The organism is Archaeoglobus sp., from assembly GCF_017656475.1.
Taxonomy (GTDB): Archaea; Halobacteriota; Archaeoglobi; order Archaeoglobales; family Archaeoglobaceae; genus Archaeoglobus.
The window spans coordinates 1-5,308 of sequence record NZ_JACDNT010000070.1 but is presented as its reverse complement, the minus strand read 5'-3'; the positions used below and the strand labels follow the sequence as shown (position 1 = coordinate 5,308).

Below are 5,308 nucleotides of genomic sequence, written 5' to 3'. Positions count from 1 at the left end.
ATGCTGTACTACAACCGATTGAGGTGGTGTTTGTGTTAAGTGGACAGGTCCAATATTCTTAACCCCAAACTACATCATGTGTCTCTCTCCATTTGTATCAATCACACTTCCTGTCAAATAATCATTCTCAGCCACAAATACCACTGTATGGGCGTCTCTTCTGGAGTTGCTATCCTTCCACGGAGTTTATCCTTGCAAGCATGTCTTTAGTCTACCAGTCAATGATTTCGATATTCGGATTATTAGACTTGTTTTTAGCAAGATTTATAAACATGAAGTGTTAATGATAATTAGGATTACAGCACCAATCCCATACATACCCCTATTTTTAAACATTTATTAATTAAAAGTTCATGTCACTATTAGGCAAAGAATAGAAAAGAGTCATTATATTCATTTTACCATCCAGAAAGCTTATTTTGCGTGTTACGTAAACCCGAAAGATGGATGCAACTCTGGACTTGTTCTTTCCGCTGTTTGAATCAGAATCTAACGAGGATTTCTGGAGGATTGAGGAGATAAGAAAGTATCATGAGTCCTTAATGGTTGAACTTGAAAGAATTTACAGGATTGCAGAGGTTGCAAGGAAAAAAGGACTTGATCCTGAACCAAGAGTGGAGATTCCAATTGCGAAAAACATGGCAGAGAGAGTTGAGAAGCTGATGGCTTTGCCTGGACTGGCAAAGCGCATAATGGAGCTTGAGGAAGAGGGTTTGAGCAGGGAAATTATCTGTTTCAAGGTTGCGGACGAAATTGTGGAGGGTAGGTTTGGAGAGCCCTCGAAGGAAGATGCGATAGATAAAGCTGTCAGGACTGCAGTTGCGATAATGACCGAAGGTGTTGTCGCAGCACCCATTGAGGGTATTGCAAAAGTTAAGATTGACAAGGATGACTTTCTGAGAGTTTACTATGCAGGCCCGATTAGAAGTGCGGGAGGAACTGCCCAGGTCATCTCTGTTCTTGTTGCCGATTATGTAAGGAGGAAAATGGGTATTGGCAGATATATACCAACAGAGGAGGAAATTCTCAGATACTGTGAGGAGATTCCTCTCTACAAAAAGGTTGCAAATCTTCAGTATCTCCCCAAGGATGAGGAAATCAAACTCATCGTTTCGAACTGTCCGGTTTGCATAGACGGTGAGCCTACAGAGAGTGCTGAAGTTTCAGGATACAGAAACCTGCCGAGAGTTGAGACGAACAGAGTTAGAGGGGGAATGGCACTCGTCATTGCAGAAGGTATTGCCCTGAAAGCTCCGAAGCTGAAGAAAATGGTCGATGAAGTGGGTATCGAAGGGTGGGAGTGGCTTGATGAGTTGATTAAAGGCGGTGGAGACAGCGGTGATGATGAGAAAGAGGAAAAGACTGTGATCAAGCCGAAGGACAAGTACCTCTCTGACATCGTTGCCGGAAGGCCTGTTTTGAGTCATCCTTCAAGAAAGGGTGGGTTCAGGCTGCGTTATGGCAGGGCGAGGAATTCCGGATTTGCGACAGTCGGCATCAACCCGGCAACGATGTACCTTCTCGATTTTGTTGCAGTTGGAACTCAGCTGAAGATTGAGAGGCCCGGAAAGGCGGGAGGTGTTGTGCCTGTCTCCACAATAGAAGGGCCCACAGTCAGACTCAGAAACGGGGATGTCGTGAAGATTAACACCTTAAGCGAGGCTAAGGCTCTGAAAAGTGAAGTTGCCGCAATCCTCGATTTGGGGGAGATTCTGATAAACTACGGCGACTTTCTTGAGAACAACCACCCCCTCATCCCCGCATCCTATACTTATGAGTGGTGGATTCAGGAAGCTGAAAAAGCTGGATTGAGGGGAGATTACAGGAAGATAAGTGAAGATGAAGCTTTGAAGCTGTGCGATGAGTACCACGTGCCGTTGCACCCTAATTACACATACCTCTGGCACGATATAAGTGTGGAGGACTACAGATACCTGAGAAACTTTGTTTCTGACAATGGAAAGATAGAGGGAAAGCACGGAAAGAGCGTCTTAATTCTGCCCTACGATTCGAGAGCCAAAGAGATTTTGGAGGATTTGCTGGTGGAGCACAAGGTGAGAGAATCCTTTATCGTAATCGAAACCTGGAGAGCCTTCATAAGATGTCTTGGCTTGGATGAGAAACTTTCAAAAGTCTCAGGAGTGTTAGGAAAAGACGTTCTGGAAATTGTGAACAGCGTTTCCGGGATAAAAGTTAGACCAAAGGCCCTGTCGAGGATAGGCGCGAGGATGGGGAGGCCTGAGAAAGCCAAGGAAAGAAAAATGAGCCCCCCTCCTCATATTCTCTTTCCGGTTGGCATGGCTGGTGGGAACACGAGAGACATAAAGAACGCTATAAACTACACAAAAAGCTACAATGCAAAAAAGGGCGAAATAGAAGTCGAGATTGCGATAAGAAAGTGCAGTCAGTGCGGGAAGGAGACTTTCTGGCTGAAATGCGACGATTGCGGTGGGCTGACCAAGCAGCTTTACTACTGCCCCTCGTGCAGGATGAAGAATACTTCGAGCGTTTGTGAAAGCTGCGGCAGAGAGTGTAACGGATACATGAAAAGAAAGGTGAACCTCAGAGAACTCTATGAGAAGGCAATAGCAAACCTTGGCGAGTACGACTCATTCACGACAATAAAGGGAGTAATCGGGATGACGTCAAAGACAAAAATGCCCGAAAGGCTTGAAAAGGGGATACTGAGAGTTAAGCACGGTGTTTTTGTGTTTAAAGACGGTACTGCCAGATTTGATGCGACTGACCTTCCAATAACGCACTTCAGGCCGGCAGAAATTGGCGTTAGTGTTGAGAAGCTCAGGGAGCTTGGTTATGAGAAAGACTACAAGGGAGCGGAGCTTAAAAACGAGAACCAGATAGTGGAGCTGAAGCCTCAAGACGTCATACTGCCCAAGAGCGGTGCAGAGTACTTACTGAGAGTAGCGAACTTCATAGACGACTTGCTGGTCAAGTTTTACGGAATGGAGCCTTTTTACAACGCAGAAACAATTGAAGACTTGATAGGTCATCTGGTGATTGGTCTCGCTCCCCACACCTCTGCCGGTGTGCTCGGGAGAATAATCGGTTTCTCCGACGTTCTTGCTGGTTATGCCCACCCCTACTTCCATGCAGCTAAGAGGAGAAACTGCGACGGTGATGAAGACTGCTTCATGCTCTTACTCGACGGTCTTCTGAACTTCTCAAGAAAGTTCCTGCCTGACAAGCGTGGAGGTCAGATGGACGCTCCATTAGTCCTGACAGCCATAGTAGATCCAAAGGAGGTTGACAAGGAAGTCCACAACATGGATATCATGGAACGCTACCCGCTTGAGTTCTACGAAGCTACAATGAGGTATGCGAGTCCAAAGGAGGTGGATGACTGCGTGGAGAAGGTCAAGGACAGGCTGAAGGATGAGAGTAGGTTCTGCGGATTGTTCTTTACTCACGACACGGAAAACATTGCCGCAGGGGTGAAGGAGAGTGTGTACAAATCCCTGAAAACGATGCAGGATAAGGTTTACAGGCAGATGGAACTTGCAAAAATGATTGTGGCTGTTGACGAGCACGATGTGGCTGAGAGGGTTATAAATGTCCACTTCCTGCCCGACATAATCGGAAATCTGAGGGCCTTCTCAAGGCAGGAGTTCAGATGCACAAAATGCAACACGAAATATCGCAGAATTCCGCTTGTGGGGAAGTGTGTGAAGTGTGGGAACAAACTCACACTAACGGTTCACAGCAGCTCCATTATGAAGTACCTCGAACTCTCCAAGTTCCTGTGTGAGAACTTCAACGTGTCCAACTACACCAGACAGAGGCTCATGCTTCTTGAGCAGGAAATAAAATCGATGTTCGAAAACGGTACTGAAAAGCAAGTTTCAATATCCGATTTCGTCTAACAGCAAAAATATATAGTTTGAAGTAAACACTAAAGAGTGGACGAAAAGGACCTGAAAATAATTAACCTGCTTGTTAGCAACGCCAGAATTCCGAAGACGAAGATAGCCAAGGAGATGAATGTAACTGAGGCGGCGGTAAGGAAGAGAATATCAAACCTGGAGAAGAGAGAAGAGATTCTGGGCTACAAGGCCATCATCAACTACAAGAAGGTTGGTCTCAGCGCTTCGCTGACTGGTGTTGATGTCGAACCGGATAAACTCTGGAAGGTGGTTGAGGAACTCAAAAACCTTGAAAGTGTTAAATCGCTCTGGCTCACTACAGGAGACCACACGATAATGGCAGAAATAATAGCAAAGTCCGTGCAGGAACTCTCAGAAATACATCAGAAAATAGCGGAAATGGTGGGTGTTAAGAGAGTCTGCCCCTCGATAATAACGGATATCGTAAAGTAGATTAGCATTCAGGCAGTAAATTAAGCAATGGAAGACAGGTTCAGAAACTGCATTTTGGGTCTGGCGGTTGGAGATGCTCTTGGTATGCCGGTCGAAGGCTTATCGCCTGAAAACATCAAACAGCTTTACGGCGAGGTTAGGGATTTCCTGCCGTCTCCTTACGGTGACCTGAAGGCTGGAGAGTGGACTGACGATACGGAGCAGATGATCGTTCTCGCCGAATCAATTCTCGAAACGGTTTACTTCAGCCCGGAAAACTTCGCCGAGAAGCTGAAAAAGTGGTTTGTAGAGACGAGCAGCAGGAGGATTGGGCCGAGCTCAACCAGAGCGATATCGAATTTAATGAGGGGTGTGCACTGGAGCAGGGCCGGGGTTTTCAGCGATACATGTGGTGCGGCAATGAGAGTCGCACCCGTAGGGCTTGTTTACCACTTCAGCCTGAATCTCGTGGAGAAATATGCAGAAATCTCAGCCAGAGTGACGCACACGGGCTCTGCGGCAATCGGCGGGGCTGTGGCTGTTGCAATAGCAATATCGTGCAACGTTCTTGACTTCAGCGATGAGGAAATGCTGGATGAGGTTTTGAAAAGGGTTGAGGCTTACGACAACCTTCTCGCGGAGAAAATAAAATTCGCCTACGAAATCTCGGACAGAGATGTAAGCTATGCTGTTGAAAAGCTTGGGAACAGCATCTCTGCACTCGATGTAGTCCCGATGGCGTTTTACTCGTACTTTTCGGGGAAAGACTTCGAGGAATCGCTTATAAAGGCCGTTAATGCTGGAGGGGATGCAGATTCTATTGCTGCTGTGTGCGGGGCGATTAAGGGAGCGAAGGGCTTCAGCATCCCCGAAAGATGGCTGAAAAAGCTGAAAGACAGGGATTTTCTTGAAGAGCTTGCTATGAAGCTCTACGACCTCCACATGAGGATAGTGAAGCTAACTTAGTCAATTCTGCACTCCTCTGGACTTTTATC

The 5,308-nt window shown here is 46.5% G+C and carries 3 protein-coding genes; all 3 read left to right on the top strand.

Annotation, left to right across the window (positions count from 1 at the left end; translation table 11 throughout):
* Positions 1-443: 443 nt before the first annotated feature.
* The 3 genes from polC to H0Z19_RS11590 are packed head-to-tail and all read left to right on the top strand — an operon-like array spanning position 444 to position 5,279.
* Positions 444-3,881 carry a DNA polymerase II large subunit gene (gene polC, locus H0Z19_RS11600; RefSeq protein WP_290726780.1) on the top strand — a complete coding sequence of 1,146 codons (3,438 nt, stop codon included), beginning with the start codon at positions 444-446 and terminating at the stop codon, positions 3,879-3,881.
* 36 nt (positions 3,882-3,917) lie between these two features.
* Positions 3,918-4,334, top strand: coding sequence for an Lrp/AsnC family transcriptional regulator (locus H0Z19_RS11595; protein WP_290726778.1), 417 nt, complete (start codon positions 3,918-3,920; stop codon positions 4,332-4,334).
* A gap of 27 nt (positions 4,335-4,361) precedes the next feature.
* On the top strand, positions 4,362-5,279 hold the full coding sequence (locus H0Z19_RS11590) for an ADP-ribosylglycohydrolase family protein (RefSeq protein WP_290726775.1): 918 nt from the start codon (positions 4,362-4,364) through the stop codon (positions 5,277-5,279).
* Positions 5,280-5,308 lie beyond the last annotated feature (29 nt).

Coding starts and splice junctions, on each gene's coding strand:
- H0Z19_RS11590 (WP_290726775.1), top strand. CDS start 4,362: ATGGAAGACAGGTTCAGAAACTGCATTTTGGGTCTGGCGGTTGGAGAT.
- polC (WP_290726780.1), top strand. CDS start 444: ATGGATGCAACTCTGGACTTGTTCTTTCCGCTGTTTGAATCAGAATCT.